Origin of the sequence: Chlorobium sp. (genome assembly GCF_049593655.1) — a bacterium.
Classification (GTDB): Bacteria; Bacteroidota; Chlorobiia; order Chlorobiales; family Chlorobiaceae; genus Chlorobium.
On the sequence record NZ_JBAWHG010000044.1, the window covers coordinates 49,090 to 68,870 of the forward strand.

19 protein-coding genes and 2 tRNA genes are annotated in these 19,781 nt (G+C 54.2%); 4 read left to right on the top strand and 17 right to left on the bottom strand.

Annotated elements, in window-relative coordinates:
• Positions 1–2: 2 nt before the first annotated feature.
• The 15 genes from WBP50_RS07055 to WBP50_RS07125 form a co-directional block, all read right to left on the bottom strand.
• Positions 3–1,088, bottom strand: a complete 1,086-nt coding sequence (locus tag WBP50_RS07055; protein WP_423932773.1) for a hydrogenase small subunit — start codon at positions 1,086–1,088, stop codon at positions 3–5.
• 219 nt (positions 1,089–1,307) lie between these two features.
• The gene (locus WBP50_RS07060; RefSeq protein ID WP_423932776.1) at positions 1,308–2,843 is read right to left on the bottom strand and encodes an NADH-quinone oxidoreductase subunit N; all 1,536 of its coding nucleotides are present in this window, start codon (positions 2,841–2,843) and stop codon (positions 1,308–1,310) included.
• Between the two features lie 37 nt (positions 2,844–2,880).
• Positions 2,881–4,518: a complex I subunit 4 family protein gene (locus tag WBP50_RS07065; RefSeq protein ID WP_423932778.1), complete on the bottom strand. Its 1,638-nt coding sequence runs from the start codon at positions 4,516–4,518 to the stop codon at positions 2,881–2,883.
• A 41-nt stretch (positions 4,519–4,559) separates the two neighbouring features.
• Positions 4,560–6,869: an NADH-quinone oxidoreductase subunit L gene (gene nuoL, locus WBP50_RS07070; RefSeq protein WP_423932780.1), complete on the bottom strand. Its 2,310-nt coding sequence runs from the start codon at positions 6,867–6,869 to the stop codon at positions 4,560–4,562.
• A gap of 49 nt (positions 6,870–6,918) precedes the next feature.
• Positions 6,919–7,236 carry an NADH-quinone oxidoreductase subunit NuoK gene (nuoK, locus tag WBP50_RS07075; RefSeq protein WP_423932783.1) on the bottom strand — a complete coding sequence of 106 codons (318 nt, stop codon included), beginning with the start codon at positions 7,234–7,236 and terminating at the stop codon, positions 6,919–6,921.
• Between the two features lie 12 nt (positions 7,237–7,248).
• On the bottom strand, positions 7,249–7,770 hold the full coding sequence (locus WBP50_RS07080; protein ID WP_423932786.1) for an NADH-quinone oxidoreductase subunit J: 522 nt from the start codon (positions 7,768–7,770) through the stop codon (positions 7,249–7,251).
• A 27-nt stretch (positions 7,771–7,797) separates the two neighbouring features.
• Positions 7,798–8,415, bottom strand: a complete 618-nt coding sequence (locus WBP50_RS07085) for a 4Fe-4S binding protein (protein WP_423932788.1) — start codon at positions 8,413–8,415, stop codon at positions 7,798–7,800.
• Between the two features lie 45 nt (positions 8,416–8,460).
• Positions 8,461–9,579, bottom strand: a complete 1,119-nt coding sequence (gene nuoH / locus WBP50_RS07090; RefSeq protein WP_423932789.1) for an NADH-quinone oxidoreductase subunit NuoH — start codon at positions 9,577–9,579, stop codon at positions 8,461–8,463.
• On the bottom strand, positions 9,576–10,778 hold the full coding sequence (locus WBP50_RS07095; protein ID WP_423932791.1) for an NADH-quinone oxidoreductase subunit D: 1,203 nt from the start codon (positions 10,776–10,778) through the stop codon (positions 9,576–9,578). The genes nuoH and WBP50_RS07095 overlap by 4 nt, the downstream gene beginning before the upstream one ends.
• Before the next feature lie 33 nt (positions 10,779–10,811).
• Entirely contained in the window at positions 10,812–11,330 is a 519-nt protein-coding gene (locus WBP50_RS07100; RefSeq protein ID WP_423932884.1) for an NADH-quinone oxidoreductase subunit C, read from the bottom strand.
• A 35-nt stretch (positions 11,331–11,365) separates the two neighbouring features.
• A complete protein-coding gene (locus WBP50_RS07105; RefSeq protein ID WP_423932794.1) occupies positions 11,366–11,935 on the bottom strand; it encodes an NADH-quinone oxidoreductase subunit B in 570 nt (189 codons plus the stop codon).
• Positions 11,936–11,961: 26 nt separating this feature from the next.
• On the bottom strand, positions 11,962–12,393 hold the full coding sequence (locus WBP50_RS07110; protein WP_423932796.1) for an NADH-quinone oxidoreductase subunit A: 432 nt from the start codon (positions 12,391–12,393) through the stop codon (positions 11,962–11,964).
• A gap of 466 nt (positions 12,394–12,859) precedes the next feature.
• Complete coding sequence (locus tag WBP50_RS07115) at positions 12,860–13,459, bottom strand: tetratricopeptide repeat protein (RefSeq protein ID WP_423932799.1); 600 nt, start codon at positions 13,457–13,459, stop codon at positions 12,860–12,862.
• The gene (locus tag WBP50_RS07120) at positions 13,446–14,552 is read right to left on the bottom strand and encodes a ferrochelatase (RefSeq protein WP_423932802.1); all 1,107 of its coding nucleotides are present in this window, start codon (positions 14,550–14,552) and stop codon (positions 13,446–13,448) included. The genes WBP50_RS07115 and WBP50_RS07120 overlap by 14 nt, the downstream gene beginning before the upstream one ends.
• Positions 14,534–15,127 (bottom strand): hypothetical protein, encoded by a 594-nt coding sequence (locus WBP50_RS07125; protein ID WP_423932805.1) that lies wholly within the window; start codon positions 15,125–15,127, stop codon positions 14,534–14,536. The genes WBP50_RS07120 and WBP50_RS07125 overlap by 19 nt, the downstream gene beginning before the upstream one ends.
• Before the next feature lie 108 nt (positions 15,128–15,235).
• Here WBP50_RS07125 and WBP50_RS07130 point away from each other — a divergent pair.
• The 4 genes from WBP50_RS07130 to WBP50_RS07145 all read left to right on the top strand — a co-directional run bounded on the left by WBP50_RS07130 (position 15,236) and on the right by WBP50_RS07145 (position 16,955).
• Positions 15,236–15,317, top strand: a tRNA-Leu gene (locus WBP50_RS07130).
• A 35-nt stretch (positions 15,318–15,352) separates the two neighbouring features.
• A tRNA-Leu gene (locus WBP50_RS07135) sits at positions 15,353–15,439 on the top strand.
• 35 nt (positions 15,440–15,474) lie between these two features.
• Positions 15,475–15,993 carry an HIT family protein gene (locus WBP50_RS07140; RefSeq protein ID WP_423932807.1) on the top strand — a complete coding sequence of 173 codons (519 nt, stop codon included), beginning with the start codon at positions 15,475–15,477 and terminating at the stop codon, positions 15,991–15,993.
• 2 nt (positions 15,994–15,995) lie between these two features.
• Positions 15,996–16,955: a class I SAM-dependent methyltransferase gene (locus tag WBP50_RS07145; RefSeq protein WP_423932809.1), complete on the top strand. Its 960-nt coding sequence runs from the start codon at positions 15,996–15,998 to the stop codon at positions 16,953–16,955.
• Between the two features lie 4 nt (positions 16,956–16,959).
• Here WBP50_RS07145 and WBP50_RS07150 read toward each other — a convergent pair whose 3' ends face one another.
• Both WBP50_RS07150 and WBP50_RS07155 read right to left on the bottom strand, forming a co-directional pair.
• Entirely contained in the window at positions 16,960–18,345 is a 1,386-nt protein-coding gene (locus WBP50_RS07150) for a TolC family protein (RefSeq protein WP_423932811.1), read from the bottom strand.
• An 86-nt stretch (positions 18,346–18,431) separates the two neighbouring features.
• Complete coding sequence (locus WBP50_RS07155; protein WP_423932813.1) at positions 18,432–19,781, bottom strand: replication-associated recombination protein A; 1,350 nt, start codon at positions 19,779–19,781, stop codon at positions 18,432–18,434.

Genomic DNA, 19,781 nt, shown 5'->3' on the forward strand with positions numbered 1-19,781 from the left:
TGTTAAGCTTTTTCCTCTGAATCGTTTCCTGCCTTGGCCTTTTTGACCGCTGTAACGGCGGCATGCGCGGCAGCTCCAGCTGCAGCCGCACCTACGGCGATCACACCGATCCTGTCGGCATTACTGTCCGTACCGAGGAACGATACTTCGGCAAGACGCTCGTAGAACGGTCCCTTGTCCCAGAAATTCGGTTCCGAGCAGCCGATGCACGGATGTCCCGAACCGATCGGAAAGCTGACGCCGCCGTTCCACTGGATTTTTGAACAGGCGTTGTAGGTTGTCGGTCCCTTGCAGCCCATCTTGTAGAGGCACCATCCCTTTCTTGTCGCCTCGTCGTCGAAGCTCCTGACAAACATGCCGGCATCGTAAAATGCCCGACGGTAGCACTTGTCATGAATCCTGGTGTTGTAGAACGCTTTCGGCCTGCCCATGCGGTCCAGCTCCGGCAGGGTGCCGAAGGTGTGGAAATGGGCGACTACACCGGTCATCACTTCAGAGATGGGCGGACAACCCGGAACATTGACAATTGGTTTATTCTTGATGATTTCGGAAATCGGCGCAGCTCCGGTAGGGTTGGGATCCGCGTTCTGAACACAGCCGTACGAAGCGCATGCCCCCCAGGCGATGATGGCCGCGGCATCGGCCGCAGTCTCCTTGAGCGTGTTCAGGAAGGAGTCACCGCCCACCATGCAGTAGACCCCGTCATCTTTTGTGGAGGCGTTGCCTTCGACGGCAAGAATATATTTACCCTTGTACTCCTGCATGATTTTCCTGCGCACATCTTCGAGCTGATGACCGGCGGCGGCACTGAGCACATCGTCGTAGTCGAGAGAGATCATGTTGAAAATGATGTCCTCGATGGTGGGATGGGAAGAACGGATAAAGGATTCCGAACAACAGGTGCATTCAAGCCCGTGCAGCCAGATAACCGGAGTTCTCGGCTTTGTTTCCATGGCTTGAACCATTTTGGGTACCATTGAAGGGGAAAGACCGAGATAGACCGACGTAAGCGAGCAGAATTTGAGAAAATCCCGTCGGCTTATGCCGCTGGCCCGGAAAATATCGGCGAAGGTCTGGTTGTTGTGCATTACTGCCTCCGGATTAAGTGAACCGGACTGTAGGGCGAAAAATCTGCCGAATCCGGTGTGCCTGTCTGTGGTAAAGTCAATTAGACTAACTGTTAAATTAACAATCGTTGATTAATTTTCCAGCAGCCCACCCTCAATAATAACGCGAAAAACAAAAAAACCCTGCAAATCTTATGATTTTGCAGGGTTTTAACACTGGTTAGTGACGCCTGAAGCTACTCAGTAGATCGTTACGCCAAGCATCGATGACGAAATTCTGGCAAAATCGGTAAGCGGCTTGAAGAAAAGACCGAAATAGAGGGTCAGGATCATCAGCACCGCTATGGCGACCTTATGGAGTATCCCGAATCCGGCTTTCACTTCACAGGGCTGGGTCGATTCCCTGAGATACATGTTCAGAGGAATGAGCATGTAGTAGTAGAGAGAAATGACGCTGGTCAGGACGCCGATAAGAGCGAGCCAGATATAAACCGAACCTTTGGCCAGAAGCGCCGAAAAGATCATGAGCTTGCCGATAAAGCCCACCGTCGGAGGAAGACCGACAAGGGAGATGAGAAACACCGTAAGAGCCGCTCCGGCAAGAGGCATCTCTTTGCCGAGACCTCGATAGTCTTCGAGATTCTCGCTTCCGGTTCTGTTGGAAATAATGATCACCACATAGAATGCGCCGATGTTCATGAGCAGATATCCCAGCAGATAGAAGAGAGTCGCCTGGGTGCCCAGCGAATCCATGGCGATGATGCCGAGCAGAAGATAACCCGCATGCGCAATCGAGGAGTAGGCAAGCATTCTCTTGACATTCTTCTGCCAGAGAGCCACAACGTTGCCATAGACCATCGAAGCTATGGCTATGACGATCAGCAGCATGAGCCAGTCGATGCCGGCGATATCCTGGAACGGTTCGCCGCCGTGAGGAATGGCTACATAGAAAAAGCGCATGAGAATGGCAAAGCCTGCCGCTTTCGAACCTACCGAGAGATAGGCGGTAACGGGAGTCGGCGCTCCTTCATACACATCGGGACTCCAGAAATGGAAAGGCACGGCTCCGATCTTGTAGCCGAAGCCCGCAAGAATGAGCAGTGAGGCCAGCATCATCACCAGCGGATCGTATCCGTGCAGGGCAAGTTCCGAACTGATCTTCATGATGTTGGTCTGGGCGGTTATGCCGTAAATCAGGGAAAAACCGTACACCATGAGTCCCGTGGAGACCGCTCCGTAGACCAGATATTTCAGGGCGCCTTCGGAAGAACGCGGATCGTCCTTCCGGTAACCGGTCAGCACATATGCGGTAAGGCCTACGAGCTCCATGGAAAGAAACATCATCAGGAGATCGACCGACGAGGCCATCATGATCATGCCGATAACCATGGCGACAATCAGCGCATAGTACTCGCCCATGCTCCTTACATGGCGGTTGAGCTGATCGTCTGCGACCGATATCAGTACCGCAAGAATACCTGAAATCACGAAAAAGTACTTGAAGAAGATCGCGAACCCGTCAAGCACGTACATCCCGAAAAAGATCTCTCCGGCTTCAAGCAGATGCTGCTGATAGATAAAGTAGAAGCTGCCGGCAAGACCGAGAACGGTAAGCAGAGGCAGCAGATTGTTTTTTCTGCCTTTCACCGCCAGATCGACAACGATCAGGAGCATGAAAAGCACTGAGAGATAGATTTCAGGCATGAAAAAACCAACGCCGGTTTTCAAGGCAGCGATGATACTCTGTATTTCAGCACCTGATGGCAGCTCGAACATAATTCTCTTCGTTTATTCTTTTACCTCATTCGGCAGATTAATTCAATGCGGTCATCACGACAGGCGAAAGCACCTCAACGAGCTTGTTGATGCTCGATGTCAGCATGCCGAGCACCGGCATCGGATAGATGCCGAGGAAAATGACGATAATGGCAAGCGGGACAAGCATGACCAGCTCGCGGGCATCGAGATCGAGCTTCCCTTTCCAGTCGTGGAAATGGATGTGTTCATGGCCGTCGGCTCCGACTTCGAGATCGTAGGCCGCATCCGCCTTTCTCTTGCCAAGAAACATCCTCTGGAGCGACCAGAGCAGGTAGGCCGCACCGAACACGATACCGAGCACGGAAACGATAGCCACATTGCGGGTGGTCACCGAACTGAAAGCGCCTACGAAAACGAACGCTTCGGAAATAAAGCCGGAGAGACCGGGAAGACCGAGCGAGGCGAACCAGGCTATGGTGACGACCGCGGCGTAGACCGGCATATAGGATGCGAGGCCACCGAACTTGTCGATCTGGCGGGTGTGGGCCCTGTCGTAGATCACGCCGACAAGAAGGAAGAGCATGGCCGTGATGGTGCCGTGGTTGAACATCTGATAGAGCGCACCGACCATTCCCTCGCTGTTCGCGGCGGCAAGACCGAGCAGCACGTAACCCATGTGGCTGATGGACGAATAGGCAACCATTTTCTTGAGATCCTGCTGGGCAAGCGCGCAGAATGCACCGTAGATGATATTGATGGCGCCCAGAACCGCGATCACGTAAAGCGAGGCTTGGAACACTTCAGGGAAAAGCGGGAAGTTGATGCGCATCATGCCGTACGTACCGAGCTTAAGCAGCACGCCGGCAAGAATGACCGAAATCGGGGTCGGAGCTTCGACGTGCGCGTCGGGAAGCCATGTGTGGAACGGAAACATCGGAACCTTGATGGCGAAACCGATAAAGAGTACGATGAATGCCGCGTAACGCCACATGACGTTGTCCGGACCAAGAATGGCATCCTTGATATAGTTCTCCTGGCTTGCCATGGCGACCAGACTGAAGGTGTGATTGCCGGTAAGCGGATCGATAACGCTGAAGTAGAGGCCGATCATGACCAGCAGCATGAACACGGAACCGAACAGCGTGTAGAGGAAGAACTTGATGGCTGCGTATTCACGGTTCGGACCGCCCCATATACCGATGAGGAAGTACATAGGAAGCAGCATGAGCTCCCAGAACACGTAGAACAGGAAAAAGTCGAGCGCCACGAAACAGCCCATCATCGCCGTGGCGAGCAGGTTGTAGAGGATGAAGTACCCCTTTACCTGTTTCTGGATCGGCCAGCTCGAAAGAATTCCGATGATCGAGATCAGGGCGGTCAGGATGACCATGGTGATCGAGATACCGTCTACACCGAGGAAGTACTCGATGTTGAGCGATCCCATGCTCCCCAGATCGAGATTGATCCACGGCAATCGTTCGATGAACTGGAAGGAACCTTCCGGGGCTCCTCCGGCGGCAGCGGTGATTCCCGGCAGAGAGGCGTCATACCCCTTCCAGATCAGCACAGCGAGCACGCCCTGGGCGATTGCCGCAAGCAGTGACACTATTCTGATTATCTGCTTCTGTGAAGAAGGCACGGCAAGAATCACCAGACCGGCAAGAATAGGCAGAAAAACGATAAGACTCAGCATGTTCCGTATCTGTAGGTTTTCAATTTAAAAATAAATGCCTCTCAGGAGATCAGTTGTGTAAAGTAATAGATAAAGTACCCTATCACGGCAAGCATCAGCATAACCACATAGGTCTGCACCTTGCCGGTCTGCAGCTTCTTGAGGACTGCACCGGTGGTATTGACGAAGAAAGCCGTGAAATTCACCGCGCCATCGACGACATACCTGTCGAAGCCGCCGCTGGTAAAGGCAACTTTTTTCGTCACGACGGCAACGCCGTTTACCGCACCGTCGACAATATTGGTGTCTATCCAGGAAAGCACCTTTGACAGAACGACCGAACCGTTGATGATGGTGGCCTGGTAAATTTCATCCCAGTACCACTTGTTGAACGAAAAGAGGTAGAGGGGCCTGATGCTCGCTGCGGTCCGGTCGGGATCGATGATCCGGAAGACATAGACGACAAGCGCAAGGCTGATGCCGAGCACGACCATGACGCTGGAAATCAGGATAGCCGGATTGTGCGCCTCGTGTGCGGCATGGGCAATGGATGCCTGCCGCGGATCGGAAAACACGTGGCCCGCTGCTTCACCATGCGCACCGGCTTCCGCGCCATGCCCTTCGGATGCCGCTTCCGAAGCCACTCCTTCGGAATGGGCATCGCTTTCGGCGCCATGACCAACGGCAGGAACCGCTTCTGCAAGCAGACGATCGGGACGCGTCGCGGAGACGGCCGTATCGTGCTTCGCTCCGCCTGCAGAAGAGCCGACAACCGTAGCCGGAGTCTGCACCATGCTCATGAACCACCCCTTCGCTCCGTCAAGCGGATCGGGAGAGTAGACGGCAAACACGGAGAGTGCTGCAAGTACCACCAGCGGAGCCCTCATGTTCCAGGGCACCTCATGCACGCCGTGCGCCTCTTCGTGATGAAGGTCATGACCATGCGCCGCATGGGCGTCGTGTCCGTGATGATGATCATCCGCGGGCTTGAGATGCGTACGGCTCTCCCCGAAGAAAACCAGCCATATCTGCCGCCCCATGTAGAATGCGGTCAGCATGGCAGAGAAAAAGCCGAGGAAAGGAATGATATAGTAGATGCCCCCGCCTTCGGCGTTGGCAAAGCCGATTGCTCCGGCAAGGATCGCGTCCTTGCTCATGAAGCCGCTGGTCAGCGGAAGGCCGGCGAGGGCGAGCGTTGCAAGGGTGAAGGTGGCGAATGTCCAGGGCATATGCTTGCGAAGTCCGCCCATCCAGCGCATATCCTGTTCATGGTGCATGGCGTGGATGATCGCGCCGGAACCGAGGAAGAGACATGCTTTGAAAAACGCATGCGTCACCAGGTGGAAAAGCGCGGCAGAATAGGCCCCGACACCAAGGCCAAGCACCATATAGCCGAGCTGGGAAACCGTCGAATAGGCCAGAACCCTCTTGATATCGTGCTGGGTGATGGCGATGGTGGCGGCCATGAAGGCCGTGAATGCACCGATAAAGGCGATCACATGAAGCGCGTCCGCGGTAAGCAGCACAAAAATCCTGGCCACGAAATAGACGCCTGCAGCAACCATGGTAGCCGCATGGATAAGTGCGGAAACCGGCGTCGGACCCTCCATGGCGTCGGGCAGCCAGACATGCAGCGGGAACTGTGCCGATTTACCTACACAGCCCATGAACAGAAGGATGCCTGCAGCGGTAAGCCAGGCCTGGCTCAGGCCGAACTTTCCGGCGGCGAGGTTCGCGAAAATCTCCTGATAGCTGAAGGTATGGAACTGCGAATACAGAATCAGGATACCGAGCCACATTCCGATATCACCCACCCTGTTGGCAAGAAAGGCCTTTTTCTGTGCGTCGGCGGCGCTGTCCTTCTCGAAGTAGAAACCGATGAGCAGGTAGGAAGAAAGACCGACCAGCTCCCAGAAAATATAGATGGCGAAGAGGTTATCGGCAAGCACGATACCGAGCATCGAGAACGTGAAGATGCCGAGAAAGGCAAAAAACCTTCCGTAGCGAGGGTCTCCCGACATGTACCCTGTCGAGTAGAGATGCACCAGAAAGCTGATCAGGGTGACCATGGCAAGCATGATCGCCGTGAGATTGTCGATCACGATACCCATCTTGATGACAAGCGGACCTACTCCGGGCACATTGCCCAGATCGATCCAGGTAAAATCCCATACCACCCTGAAAGCCGGATCGTAAGACTGAACAACGACACTCCAGAAAATATAGAGCGAAATGGCAAACGTCGTGCCGAGTATCCCAACACCGATGAAATCACCTCTTCTGGGAAGCCGTTTGTTGAAGAAAATAAGGATCACAAACGACAGAAGCGGCAGAAGCAGAACGGCTATTGATAACTGGATTAAACTGTGCATGTTCTTTCGATTTTCAGGAAATAATAAAACTGATGGATCTTCTGCCTGCTCACTCCTTCATGGTATCGATGGTTGACACATCGACGCTCCTGAAGATTTTATAGATGTTGATGACGATTGCCAGGCCGACGGCCGCCTCGGCAGCGGCAAGAACGATGACGAACAGGCTGAACATCACACCCTCCATGCCTCCGTTGAATTTAGAGAAGGCCAGAAAGTTGATATTTGCAGCGTTCAGGATCAATTCCACACCCATGAGAATGACAATGGCGTTTTTCCGGGTCATCACGGCGAAAAGCCCGAAACCGAAAAGCAGTGCCGATATGGTCAGGTAGTGATTGAGACCTATGTTCGTAAGCAGTTCCATGAAAAAGATGGCTTAATGTTCGTTATTGTGGACGTTGTCGTACCGGGCAAGGAACGCGGCGCCGATAAGGGCGGCCAGAAGCAGGATGGAAGCCATCTCGAAGGGAAGAACGTATCTCGACATGGTTTCGATACCGATACGCTCGACAACGCTCCCCTGCAGCTGAACCTCCGAAGGTTTCCATGTGCCGGTCGTATAAAAGGTGAACAGCAGTCCCCCGACGGTTGCCACCAGCAGCAGCGTTCCCGGAACCACGTGGAGCACGTCGGTTTTCAGATCGGCCTGCATGATGCTGTTGGTAAACATGACACCGAAAAGCAGAAGCACGAGAATGCCGCCGACATAGACAACGATCTGGGTGACGGCGATGAAATCGGCGCTGAGAAAAACATAGAGCGCCGCGGCGCCGAAAAAGGTGAAAAGCAGGGCGAAGGCCGAGTAGATCACGTTTTTGGAGAACACCACGAATGCCGCCGAAAACACCGTGATTGCGGCAAAGATATAAAAGATAGTAACGAAGGTCGCGTTATTCATGTGTTATTGCCCTGGTTTCGTATTCACTTACTGACCGTTCTTCTCTTCTGCGGCTTTCGCAGCTGCCGCCTGCTTCTCCCTGGCGGCCTGCGCCTGCTGCTCGGCGACTTTACGGCGCTTCGCCTCTGCCTCAAGACGGGAAAGATTGCCGAAATGGTAGATCATGTTCTGCCGGTCGAACTCCGAAAAATCGCTTACCGGGGTATGCACAAGGCATTCGGTCGGACAGACCGAAACGCAGATGCCGCAGGTCATGCATTTGGCAACGTCGATATCGAAAACAGGAACCCAGAACTTTTTCTGCTGGCCGCCCGAAGTCTTGCCGCATACGGCCAGATCTTCCGGAAGCACCTTGATGGTCTCGATAGCGATACAGCCGATCGGACATGCCCTTTCGCACTGGCCGCAGCCGATACAGTCCTCGATATCGTTATAGAGACGATATCTGGCGTTCACCGGCGTAGGAACCGCCTCTCTCGGATACTGGAGGGTGCAGAGACCGTCTACCTGCCTGAAATAGTCGGCATCGTCGATACCCGCATCGCCTTTCCGGTGGATGGCATTGAAAAAATGCTTCAGGGTAATGCCCATGCCGGTAGCAATCGTTACCGCACCTGCCTTGATATTGCTGAAATATTCACTCATAATCTTCTTTCGTCATTACTTGCCTTGCAGCGTCAAACCGGTTTTCTACGGTACATAAATTTCCCAGATCGCCGTCAGCACGAAGCTGATGAATGCGAACGGGGTAAGAACCTTCCAGCAGAGATACATCAGCTGGTCAACCCTGAGTCTGGGAAGTGTCCAGCGAAGCCACATCTGCACGAAAATAAAGAAAAAGCCTTTCGAGATGATCCAGAACGCGCCCCATACCGGGCCGCTTGTCCAGTCATAGAGCGCAACGGAACCGAGATTCGGGAGCGGAGAGTTCCATCCGCCGAGAAAGACGATCGAGATAATCGCCGACACCATGAACATGCTTCCGTATTCCGCAAGAAAGATGACGGCGAACTTCATACCGCTGTACTCGGTGAAATATCCGGCCACCAGTTCGGATTCGGCTTCGGGAATATCGAAAGGCGCACGGTTCGTCTCGGCCAGCGATGCGATGAAATAGATAAGGAAAGGGAGCCAGGCTATAGGCGACTGGAAAAGATAGAAGTGCGCAAAACCGTAAGGACCGGACTGCAGGACGTTGATCTGCTGCATATCAAGCGTTCCGGCCATCATTGCGCCACAGAGAAGGGCGATGGCTGCCGGAATTTCATAGCTCACGATCTGGGCGACGCTCCGAACCGCGCCGTAAAGCGACCACTTGTTGTTCGAACCCCACCCGGCGGCAAGAATACCGACAACTTCGAGAGCGACGATTCCTATGGCATAGAAAAGGCCGACGTTGAGGTTAGCCCCGATAAAGGCCGGACTGAAAGGGAGCACGGCAAAGGCGAGAAACGAACCTACAAAGAGAATGCCGGGACCGACCACGAAAAGGAACTTGTCGGCGGAAGTAGGCACGATATCCTCTTTCTGCAGGAGTTTGAGAATATCGGCAAGTGTCTGCAGGATACCCCACTTGCCGACCTCCATTGGACCAAGCCTGTCCTGCATGAAGGCGGAAATCTTCCGCTCGCCGTACACTCCGTAGGTGAGGGCGTAGAGAGCGATGAAAACAAGGGGAATAGCGGCAATAATCACCAGACCGAGAGGAAACCACGACAAGGTGAGCCCGGCAAGCGCATCAGACCAGGCATTCAGGTTGTTACCCATAAGAAACGGCAGACGGATTTGCGAAATGGCGGCAATACTCATCGGTCAACCTCCCCGAGAACGATATCGATGCTGCCGATAATAGCCACGAGATCCGGTATAAGCTGACCTTTCGACAGATCTTTCATGGCGGATAGATTGACAAAACAGGAAGAACGCGCCTTGCAGCGGAGCGGCTTGGTTGATTTACCGTCGCTCTGGATGTAAAAGCCCAGCTCGCCGCGGGGATTTTCGGCCCTCGCATAAACCTCACCGGCTTTCGGGCGCACCCTCTTGGGCACTGCAGACCTCGGATTGAAACCTTCGGAACCGGGCATTTTCGAAATGCACTGCTCGATGATATTGAGGCTCTCCTCCATTTCAAGCGCACGGACAAGGTGGCGCGACAGGCAGTCGCCGACATCTGAAAACTTGCCGTCCGGAACCGGAACGTTGAAATCGAGCTCGGGATAGACCGAATAGGGGTCGTTCCTGCGAAGATCCCACTTGACACCCGAGCCCCGGAGCATGGGACCCGACCAGGCGTAGTTGATGGCAACATCAGCGGGCATGATGCCGATACCCTTGGTGCGTTTGACGAAAATCTCGTTTTCGGTCAGAAGTTTGTACAGCTCGACGACTTTCGGGCGGAAGTAATCGACGAACTCCTTGACTCGCTTGTTGAAATCGGCAGGGATATCGAAGGCGACTCCGCCGATCCACACATAGTTGTAGAGCATGCGTGCACCCGATGCCCATTCGAGAAGATTGAGAATATGTTCGCGGTCGCGGAAACAGAAGAGAAAAGGAGTAAAGGCGCCGAGATCGATACCGTAGGTGCCGATAGCGACAAGATGCGAAGCAATCCTGTTCAGCTCGGAAACCATCACTCTTATAAATTCGACCCTCCGGGGAATTTCGATATCGAGAAGCTTTTCAACGGCAATGCAGTAAGCCCACTCGTTATTCATGCCGGTAAGATAGTCCATCCTGTCGGTATAGGGCACAATACCAGGGTAATCGACCACCTCGCAGTGCTTCTCGAAACAGCGGTGGAGATAACCGAGATATGGTTCCGCAGAGGTGACCACCTCGCCGTCCGTCATACATTCGAGCTTGAGCACGCCGTGCGTCGAAGGGTGCTGGGGACCCATGCTCAACAGCATCTCTTCGGTTGCGAGATCCTTCTCTATGACAACAACGTTGTCATCTTTCCGGGATACCCGTATCGACCCCTGCTCAGCCATTCCTAATTCCTGCATACTTGAGTCTGCTTTATTGCTGTTTAACCCTCATTAATACGGCACCTTGATCCCGTGGTAGCTCTCCTGAACCCTGTAGTCCTTGCGGAGCGGAAACCCTTCCCAGTCTTCGGGACAGAGAATCCTGCGCAGGTCGGGGTGACCGGTGAACTGCATGCCGAACATGTCGTAAGCCTCCCGCTCATGCCAGTTTGCCGTATGCCAGACATAGGCTGCCGTAGGAATCGAACCCCCATCTCTCGGACACTTCACCTTGACTGCTATCCGGTGAGGGAACTCCCCGAGCGATTCAAGGTTGCAGACAATGCCGAGCTGCTCTTCGGCCTGATAATCGACACCGGAAAGACAGGCCATGTAATTGAACTTCAATTTCGGATGGTCGCGCATGAACAGCGCGATGTCCGGCCACTTGGCGGCTTCGAGCACTTCGAAAAACGGCATGGTTTCATTGGCGTCGAAATCCGAAACCGCGCTGCCGAACTGCTCACGGATCACCGCATATGCCGCGGCACTCTGCTGTACCGACTGCGGCAAAACCCTACCTTCTTCCATTTCTGACATGATGCTCTGGATTACAAATTCATTTGTTATGCACGTGCGGCCTGTCGCCCGGCTTCGATAACCGGCTGCGGATCGACGCTCTTTTCAGCCAGCTTCCTGAGTGCATCGGCCCGCGAAATACCGATCTGTTCCATACGGATAAGCTCCTGCACCTTCATGAGGCCGCCGATGAGCGACTCGGGCCTTGGAGGACATCCCGGCACATAGACATCGACCGGAATAACCCTGTCCACGCCCTTGAGCACATGGTAGCCGTGCTCCCAGTAAGGACCGCCGCAATTGGAGCAGCTTCCCATGGAAAGCACATAACGCGGCTCGGGCATCTGCTCGTAAAGCCTGACCACCCGCTCGGCCATTTTCATGGTAACCGTACCGGCAACAATCATGAGATCCGACTGACGGGGTGACGAACGGGGAAAAATACCGAAGCGTTCAAGGTCGTAATTGGATGCGTTGGTGGCCATCATCTCGATAGCGCAGCATGCCAGACCGAAACCCATCGGCCACAGCGAAGACAACCTTGCCCAGTTCAGGACATTGTCGACGGAAGTTATCACAACATTGTGCTTCGATATACCGGCATCAAGTAAACCCATAACGCATAAATCTGGTATTGTGAAAATCAGACTCTCCTGCCCTCGGTCTTCCCGACAGGCATTTCAGGCATTTTCGGAATATTGGGAGTGGGGCGAACCCAGTCGAGGTCACCCTTGACCCAGGCGTAGGCAAGCCCGAGAATCAGGATTCCTGCAAAGACAAGCGCCTCGAAAAGCGCGAAAGAACCAAGATGCTTGAAAACGGTTGCCCAGGGATAGAGGAAGACAACCTCGACGTCGAAAATGATAAAGATGAGGGCTACAACGTAAAAGCGGATATTGAACTTCACCCATGCGCTGCCGACAGCCTCTTCACCGCACTCGTAGGTGGAGTTTTTCTCGGGATTGGGCCTGCTGGGACGAAGCATGCGTGCCGTCAGGTAGCCGCCCGCCACAAAAACGATACCGAGAGCGAGAAAAACGAAGACATTTCCGAAACCACTCAGCGTCTGATCCATGAGCTGTGCATTAAGATTATCCTTATTCCAGGGATACCGGAAAAAATCCCGGCACATGTAACAAGTGTTGCTTTAAAGTGCGCCAAATATAAAAAAAAATTCCTTTATCGAACAGAAAAAAACCTCAAACAGACGCATACCCGCAAGCCGTTACCAATACCGAAAAAAAGCCGCATGAATCTAAAAAAAATTACCTTAATTCATAATTAAATTAAAGAATCAGGCTTTTCCCCATAAAACCTGCTGCTGAAAACACGAAAAAACCTTAAAAAAAGAAACAGCACAAGCAGGGTGAGCGAAAAAACAATCGTCTGCACGACAAGAAAAGATCTGCTCGCCTGCAACAGGAAAGGTCCGAGAAGCGCCGTCAGCGCCATCCAGATAATAGGAGCCCATGCAACGGCAAGAATAAAAGGAAGACCGCTTTTCATGAAACGCTTCCGGAACTCAAGATCGCCAAACAGCTTCATAGAGGTTGAAAAAACAGGGTTGCGATCTGTTCTGCCATCAGGGCATCAAGATCTTTAAGAATTTCATACTCTTTTTTAAGGCTTTTCATGTCGCCCCGGGAAACATGGTACATGGCAAGCTTGCAGTGCGGTTCCGCATTCAGAGGCTCCAGTTCGAGAGCCTTTTCGAAAGCCTCCCTGGCCTTGTCGGGCTCGCCGTTGTCGAGATAGACATCCCCAAGCACACAGTAGAGACCGGCATGAGAGGGGTCCCGTGCTATAGCGTTCTTCAGGGTCTTCAGGGCCGCCTCATCCTTTCCGAGGGTGAGCTGTATAAAACCGAGATGCTTGTAGGCCTCCAGAAAATCAGGATCGAGGACAATGGTCCGGAGAAAATCGCACCCTGCCTTACGGTAATCGTTCATGGACAGGTAGGCCACCGCCCTTGCATAATAAGCCTGCGGATCGCGACCGCTCCGGGCCAGCATCCGGTCGAGCAGCTCCAGCGCCTGGCTGTTACGCTCGCTGCGAAGGTAGGAGAGGGCGAGGTCGTACTGTTTGCCTGGATCTTCGGGGCTTTGACGAAGTTCATCCTCAAGTTTTTCAATCTCGTTCAATGTCGGCGGTTTTACTGGTTGATGGCACTCTCTCTTCCGGAATATCCTCGTCAAAGAGCTGCTGAATTCTGTAGAGCGTTGCAAGCTCGCCTGTAATTCTCGATGCGAGCCAGCAGCCAAAAGCTTCTGATTCATTGATGCAGCGAACATACTGCACCCTTTCGAACCCCGAACGGGTGAGCTCCTTTCGGGCCTCATACTCGGTTTCGCTGTTGTCTGCGAAAAACCCGTAGGGAAACATCACGACGTTTTCGATTCCCTCCTCACGGAAAGCCAAAAGCGCCTTCTGGACGGTTTCCGACGTCCACTCTCCACCAGCCGAATGGTTCATGCAGCCCTGTCGGACATCGGCGAAAAGGTTCCTCGGATCAGCCATGATCCGCTCTTTCATCATCTCGAAAAAGAGTCCGGTCTCGTCCAGACCCGTAAACACCTTTGGCGGGTTCCCGGCCCGGTCGCGGACAAGCGTACCGTGGATCACCAGCACCAGACCTGTTCTGCCGGCACCGGAGCCCTTCATGGAGGCATCTATTGCCGAAAACAGATGATCGAGATAAATCCGGTGCAGTTCCGGATCGCGCCAGAGCTTGTTGAGCAGCCGTATGCCTGCATAACGGTTTTCACCGAACTCTTCAGCAATCATGCGGCAGGCCACGCCGCAGGAAAAAGCCGATTCCACCGGAATCATCGGCACCACAACAACCCCGTCACACCGGCTCTGCTGCTCCCTGAGCACGTTTTCAAGATACGGGGGCACGAAATAATAAGCGTCGAGCACATCGACATCGACGACATCGAGCAGGGGGTCGCCGCTCTCTTGCAGGCATGCGTCAATGGCTCTTGTCTGTGCCCTGTTGATCGAAAGCAGTTTCGAACGATAGCGGTTCAGCCGCCAGTTGATGAAATGCTTCGTCGAGCGGAAATCGGCGATGAAATAAACCAGTAATTTCGGAACCTTTACAATCTGACTGGTTATCACCTTCAGGATCCTTCTCGAACTGGGCCAGAGATTTCGAAGTGTCAGCTTTTCGACCTCCCCATACGTAACGACAAGAACCGCGTACCGTTTTTTCCTTACAATCCTATCCACCATTTCAGCTCGGCAAACATTATCACAAATCCGATGATACCCCCGACAAGCGTCTGCATGAAATTATGCGCCTTGAGCTGTATTCTCGACCACATCAGGAGCGGAACCAGCATGAAAAGCCACAGGGCGACCGCGCCGAACTTCAGAAAAAGCAGGGCCACAGAGGCGGTCAGCGTAAAAAGGTGGATACTGATCTTCCACTGCAGGGTAACGAGAAGAATAAGCACGGTATTGACCGCATTGAACAGAAGTATCCCGGTAAGGAGCCTCGGAGCATGCAGCTGCAGCATGAACTCATAGCCAAGCACATTGACGAAGGTCAGAACCAGAAGCGGCAGAAACCGCTGCTCCCTGAAGGTGATGTTGTAGTCCGAAACCTTGCCGATCTTCTTGAGACCGTAGATCAGCAGCATCGGCGCTAACGTGCTCGAGGCGAACAGAACCGTAAGATAGGGGAATTTCGAAGGATCGTCCGCGTATCCGAAAAGCACGATAACACAGTATACCGCAGGAGCCACAACAACAGGACTTATCGCCCATGAAAGAAAATCCGCCAGACGATGAACATCAGAACGCATGGGCACAACCGGTCGAAGGTATGGAAAATTTTACGTAAAAATGCGCAAAAGTATCTATAAAGATAGTTTTAATAAAATAAAAAACCGCGTATATTCTTTGTCCATATCGCGAGAGTGGTGAAATTGGTATACACGCTAGTCTTAGGAACTAGTGCCGTGAGGCGTAAGGGTTCGAGTCCCTTCTCTCGCACATTCCCGGAGTGCCGGAAGAAACGTCGGAGGCATGCCAAAGTGGCGGAACTGGTAGACGCGCTGGACTCAAAATCCAGTGAGTGCAAACTCGTGAGGGTTCGAGTCCCTCCTTTGGTACCATTGTCATAACTCTCACCGGAAAAACAGGTCGCCCTATGCAGCGAATGTACTCCCCCTGGCGTGAAGTCTACATGCAGTCCTTCAAGGATGTCAAATCCGCCGGCAAAGAAGAAAAATCGGTTTTTTCCGACATCCCCCCCGAAGAGGATGACGAGCGTTTCGTGCTCCACAGGGGAAAAACCTGTTTCATCATCATGAACCTCTACCCGTACAACTGCGGGCATCTCATGGTGATTCCCTACCTCCAGACACCTGATTTTTCGGCTCTCGACAGTGAAACGAAGCTGGAAATCATGGATCTCACCGACCTCAGCATCAAGGCACTCAAAGAGACCCTCAAGCCCCAGGGGTTCAATTTCGGGGCAAACCTCGGCCGTGTCGCCGGAGGCAGCGTGGACACCCATATCCACTTCCATATTGTGCCGAGATGGGAGGGCGACACCAACTTCATGCCGGTGCTTGCCGACGCTAAAGTGCTCAGCAACGACATGAAATCCACCTATACAAATCTGAAAAAAGCCATCGCAGCGCTTCTCGATGCACAGAACCCCTGAATTTGCGCACGCCTCTGATGGAAACCGTCCCCTGCCCGATCTGCGGCTCTCCGGATTTCGAGCTTTCGTTTGAACTTCCCGACCGTCTCGATCCCTCCGGGCGGTGGAAGCTTGTACGCTCCACGTCCTGCGGCCTGCTCATGCTCAATCCCCGGCCCGGCGTCACCGAAATCCACGACTACTATCACAAAGGCCCTGATGGCGCTTACGACCCGCACCTGCACGAAACCCTCGCCAGATCACCCCGAGACCGCATCTATCTTTTCGCCCGAAGGCTTCTCCTGCACAGGAAAGCCTCTCTGGTGCTTCACACAGAAAAAAAAGCCGCCGGTGATCTCCGGGTACTTGAAATAGGATGTTCCACCGGCGATCTCCTGAACCACCTTCACAGGAAAAAGGGCATTCCTGCTGAAAATCTTGCCGGTGTCGAAACCGACGCCAGAGCAGCCGGCATAGCGGAAAGTCATTCCGGAATAACGATTTACAGAACCGGAATCGACGAAATGGAAAAGGAAATGAGGTTCGACAGGATTGTTTTCTGGCACGCGCTCGAACACCTGCACGATCTCAATGGAGTTCTGGCAGGCACGGCCGGGCGTCTCGAACGCAACGGAACGGTAGTCGTGGCGCTGCCCAATCCCGAAAGCCGCGACGCACGGCGCTACCGGGAGAACTGGGTCGCATGGGACGCGCCTCGCCATCTCTGGCACTTCACACCCGCCACCCTTGCCGAACTGCTCGCGGCTCACGGACTGGAGATTTCCTGGACGACGCCCTGGATAGCCGACACCCTCTACACCTGCTGGTACAGCGGAAAACTCGCGGCGGACGCCCGCGGACGCCGGTTCGGATTTCCGGCAATGGCCGATGCGCTGCTGCAGAGCGCTCTGGGAGTTGCGGCGTCCCTTTTCAGGATCCGGCAGGCTTCAACTCTGGTCTACTTCATCCGCAGGAGGGGGTGAACCATCACTTCGCAGCGGCAACGCTGTAGGGCGAACGCCCCAGCGCCCGATCGAGCAATACGCTGGCCGTCATATAGTCGTAAACCGCCTGAAGGTAGTTTGTTTTGGACCGGTTCAACTGCAGCTCCGCATCGTTGAGTTCGAGACGGGAACCGATGCCCTCGCGAAAGCGCAACTGGGATATCCGGTAACTGCGTTCGGCAACGCTGATGGTTTTCGACTGTACCCCGATCCGCTTCTGCGCTTCCCGGAAAGCCGACAGACGGACCTCCACTTCGGTTCTTATCGACGCCTTGAGGTCGGCATGGCGGATCATCGCCTGCAGACGGGATATCTTGGCCTGCTCCACCCTGGAACTGATTCTGAAACCGGTAAAAATCGGCACGCTGACCTGCAGGCCAACGGATGACGATACCGGCCAGTTCGAATCCGAAAGACTCACGTCGTCGTTGAAAGCGCTCTGCGTTTCAAGCTGACCGAAAGCCGACAGAACGGGAAAGCGCTCGGCCCGGGCGGCAAAAACCTTCTCATCCTCGGCATCGACCTGCAGTTCAAGCTGGCGAAGGTCGGGCCTCGATTGCAGCGCTTCACGGTAAGCCGAAGCGATATCCTCCGGATATGCCGCAGGAGAAACATCGAGCTTTCCGGTAAGAATCACCTCGCTGTCGGCCGAAATACCCATGGCGTTTTTCAGCCTGGTCATACTGATGCCCACCATATTTTCCGCCTGGATCAGATCCGGACGAAGATTCTCAACCGAAAGAAACGCCTGCAGTGTATCGATATCGGCGGCAACGCCCTGACGGAACATCGCCCGGGTATCCTTTTGCGCAAGCTCCCAGCGCTCGATGCTCTGGCGGATAAGTTTAAGGCGATCCCGGGAAATCAGGGCATCGAAATAGGACTGTTTGATGTCGGCAACGACTGCCGACTCGGTATTCCGGTATGCCTCTTCGCTCATCTTGCGGACAACCGAAGCCGCCCTGATGCCGGCTATGGCCGCGCCGTCGAAAATTTTCTGGCGCAGATCGAGCGTTGCCGATGCCGAATTGTCGGCACTGATTTCAAGGGGAATGAACTGTGTCGGATCGCCGCCGAAAACATTCGGAAAAAACAGTACCGAAGGCTTAAGCGAACGGGTATAGGTAAAACCTGAAGTGATCTGGGGAAGTACCTCGGACCAGGTTTCCCTGATCTTCTCTGATGCCATCTGCCGGTCGAGACGGGCGATTGCAAGCGAACGGCTCTTTTCGAGCCCGAGCTGTACGGCATCTTCGAGAGTAAGCCTGTAGCCTGAACTGTCGACTGCTGCCACCGGATCTGCCGGGAATACCTGCTCGGGAACCAGAAACACGAAGAAAAAAACAACCGGCGCTACGAACCTGTTCATAAAAAAGTCACATCATGCGTGTTGACGAAAAAATCGGCCGTATATCACGTACTGTAATATACAAAGAGCCGAAGGTCCATAAAAATTCAGGAACGGTAGCGTTCCTTCCACAACCCCCGCAGACGTTCGCCCAGGGCTTTCTCCCTCCCCTCGTCGGAAGGACGGTAGAAGGGCCGGGGCTGCAGGCCTTCCGGAAAATAGTGCTGTTCCACAAAATGGCCCGGATAGTGGTGAGGATAGCGGTATCCCTCGCCGTAACCCATGGTTTTCATGAGTGAAGTGGGTGCGTTGCACAGATGGAGCGGCACGGAGGCATCCCGGAAGCTTCCGGCAGCAAGCATGGCCTCGTTGATCCCCTCGTAGCTGGCATTGGATTTCGGAGAAGAGGCAAGATAGGTCACTCCCTGGGCAAGGTTGATTCTGGCCTCGGGAAAACCGATCATCTGTACCGCATGAAACACCGATACCGCCAGCGAGAGTGCGAAAGGATCGGCGTTGCCGATGTCCTCACTGGCGAAAATGACCATCCGCCGGGCGATGAAAAGCGGGTCCTCACCGCCTTCGATCATCCTCGCAAGCCAGAAAAGCGCCGCATCGGGATCGCTTCCCCGCATGGACTTGATAAAGGCCGATATGGTATCGTAATGGGCCTCGCCTCCCTTATCGTAGATCGGCGCCTTGTGCTGCAGGGCACGTTCGAGCATGGCGCGTGTCACCGCCACATCCCGGTTCTCCGTATCGGCCAGGGCAAAGGCCGCCTCGAGGGCATTGAGCGCCTTGCGTGCGTCGCCTCCGGCAAACTGCAGAAGAAACGGAAGGTCCTCGATCACGACATGACGCTCCTTCAAAAGGGGATCGTGCTCCAGCGCCCGCCGGATGACCGCCTCGATATCGGTTCGGGAAAGCGGCTTGAGAATATAGACCTGCATCCGGCTCAACAGCGCGGCATTGACCTCGAACGAAGGGTTTTCGGTGGTCGCACCGATAAGAATGATCAGCCCCTGCTCGATGGCGTGGAGCAGGGTATCCTGCTGCGCCTTGTTGAAGCGGTGGATTTCGTCGATAAAGAGAATGGTCCTCAAGCCGGAACGCGCCGACTGTCTTGCGCCATCGAGCGCCTTGCGCACCTCCTTCACTCCTGCATCGATGGCCGAAAGCTGTTCGAAACGGTAGTGCAGCGCCCTGGCGCAGATTTCGGCAAGGGTGGTCTTTCCCGACCCCGGAGGCCCCCAGAAAACCATGGAAGGCAGTTTCTCCCCCGCCAGAAAACCGCGCAGCGGTCCCTCCTTTCCTGCAAGGTGTTCCTGGCCATAAAGATCGTCGAGGCTTCGGGGACGCATCCGCTCGGCCAGAGGCTGAAAACGCTCGGGAGTTTCCCTGGAAGGGTTGTCCGGGAGACCGAACAGGTCGGGCTGAAGAGAATCGCGGGCTGCCAT